The organism is Proteus sp. G4415 (genome assembly GCF_963896075.1).
GTDB classification, from domain to species: Bacteria; Pseudomonadota; Gammaproteobacteria; order Enterobacterales; family Enterobacteriaceae; genus Proteus; species Proteus mirabilis.
Map to the genome: position 1 here is coordinate 1 of NZ_CAWQOK010000017.1, position 2,816 is coordinate 2,816.

2 protein-coding genes are annotated in these 2,816 nt (G+C 28.1%); both read left to right on the plus strand.

Annotated elements, in window-relative coordinates; genetic code table 11:
* Positions 1-1,998: fimbria/pilus outer membrane usher protein (locus tag AACU95_RS01620; RefSeq protein WP_161737151.1), on the plus strand; the 1,998-nt coding region annotated here is incomplete at its 5' end.
* 9 nt (positions 1,999-2,007) lie between these two features.
* A partial coding sequence (locus AACU95_RS01625; protein ID WP_161737152.1) for a fimbrial protein occupies positions 2,008-2,816 on the plus strand: 809 nt, incomplete at its 3' end.

Sequence of the window (2,816 nt, forward strand, 5' to 3'; positions counted from 1 at the left end):
GCGATAGAAAAAAACACTTCATATTCCAAAGAAAAATTGGATGATGGTGATAATGCTGCTTTCATTAAATACAACTATCAAGGCCATTATTATAAACAAAATAGTTTAAATGGACAACACATACATAACCTACAGCTATATAATGGAATTAATTTATTTGCATGGCGTTATCGTCAAGATCTAAACTATAATAATAATAATTCTTTTTCTATAAACCAGCAATATGTATATAGGACACTTAGAAATATTAATTCCATTTTAACTATGGGTGATTTCTATGCTTATTCTCCTAACTTAAACACTTATAAAATACTAGGCGTGCAAATCAATAGCGATAATGCAATGAAAGATGGCTCCCTAGTAGGTTATGCACCCATTATAAGTGAAACCGCCTATACCTATGCAGAAGTTAGCATTGAGCAAAATGGAGAAACACTATATAGCACATCTGTACCACCTGGGCCATTTACTCTTAATAACCTTCCCTCTTTAGGTACAAATGGTGAATTAGTATTAATTATAAAAGAAGAAAATGGCGAAGTAAGAAAGAAGAAAATCTGGAATTATTCTTCACAGTATTTATTAAGAAAGAACCAATGGAATTATTACTATACTATGGGTTTAGTAAACAATCCTCAAAAAAGACAGTTTCCTTCTAATAAGAAAAAAGAACTATTAACTCAATTGAATTTAAGCTATGGAGTGAGCAATTATTTAACGACAATGATAGGAGCTGAAAAAAAAGGAGATGATATTAAAGCACTTATTGGAAATACCCTAGGATTAAATATCCTGGGTATAGTCTCATTAGAAAACGCTTGGATAAGAGAGAAATATCATCAACAATATCAGTCCAATAAGATTAATTACCAAAAAGTATTTTCTATGGAAAATACAACTATTTCATTAAACTCATCATTCTACTTTAGATTTAAAGAGAATTATGCTGTAAATAAAGAATATAAGAAATATGATTTAGGATTTCACTTTTCACAATCATTAAATAATAATATTGCTTTAACGTTGGGGTATAATATTGCAACCTATTATCACTCAAAAGAAAAAAGCCAACGACTTTTTATTAATACTAGTTCAAATTATAAAAAACTTTCCTATTCATTAGAGCTAGAGAATAGCAAAGATCAGTATAGCAATAATAATCAATTATCAATTTTTTTAAATTACCCTATTGGTCAAGATCTCTCTCATTGGGCAACAGCAAGGATCAATTATGATAATAGAGAAAAATATTTTCATGAGAATATTTCATTTAGTGGAAATACATTAGAAAATAATCGGTTAAATTATAACCTTGATTTTTCTAAAAATAATAAAGAACGCTTAGATTCATCAATGAAAATTAATTATTTAAGTAGGATAGCCAAACTAAATATAAACTCTCGATTTAATAAAGATAGTTATTCTTTAGGCTATGGACTCAATGGCGGCATTGTGTTTCATAATGGAGGAATAACGTTAGCCCAAGATCTAAATGATAGTTTTGCTATCCTAAATTTTGCAGGTGCTAAGAAAGTAAAAATAATAGGAAAGCCAACAATAGAATCAGACCGAAGAGGTTATTTAATCATTCCTAATTTAACTAGTTATCATAACAATAAGTTCCACATTGATGCAAAATCATTAGATTATAATTATAATATTGATAATTATAGCTATCATTTAATTCCTACTAAAGGAGCTATTATTGCAAAAAATATTAAGGTAACTAAAGGAGAAAGTGCTTTATTTACATTTCACCAAAACATTCCTTTTGGTGCAACAGCCTATGTGAAAAATTCTGATGGCACCCTATCCGATATATCCTATGTAAATGAAGATAATAAATTATATATTTCTAATTTACCTATTTCAGGAAAGATTTTTGTAAAATGGGGAAGTTCCAACAAACAACAGTGCTCATTTAACTATCAATTAAATGATAATGAAAAACAAAATAGAATTTATTTTAAAACTGTAAATTGCATTAAAGAGGAATAATATATAAAAATGAAATACATTATTATTTTAATTTATTTACTCTCATTCCATTGTTATTCTGATGAACCATATAAAAGCTTTAGTAACAATTGCGTTTATGACGATATAACAGACAATGGGTTTATTCCAGTACATAATATTAGATTTAAAGCTAGTGATATTGATTTAGGTGTCGATATTGGCCAACCTATCGCAGAAATGAGTTTTACTGATGCCGCTCTATCTACGTCAATTCTTCATTGTAAAGATAAAGTTGATCTAAAATTAATTATTAATGCAAGGCATTATAAAGATGATATTTTTAAAACAAATATTCCAGGAGTTGGCTTTAAGATATCAGCGAATAAAACACCTTTTAACTTAGTAGGCGATGAATTTAATGTAACACCTGAATATGCAAATGTCTGTAATGCTCAAACTAGAAAAGAAGGATATAAAAATATATATTGTACTGATAGTTGGCCAAGACTATATATTCAATTAATAAAAATAAGCGAAATCGTTCTAGAACCTCTGAGCGACATATTTGTTATGGATGATTTTCTTGTTTATACATTAGATAATAAAAAATTTACTTATAATAATTTGATTATTGAGAAGCCTCAGAATAAAGTTTGCGAACTTAATATTGAACAACCTAATATTGAATTAGCGCCTGTAGAAAAAAACAGTTTAAGTGATTCAATACCCGCTAATGAAACACATTTTTCTATTGGTGTTATTTGTAACCAAGATACATTAGTTTCATTAAAGCTTGATGCACCTGCTATTTATAAAAGTAGAAATACTAATTTATTAACACTTCTTAATAATGGCAC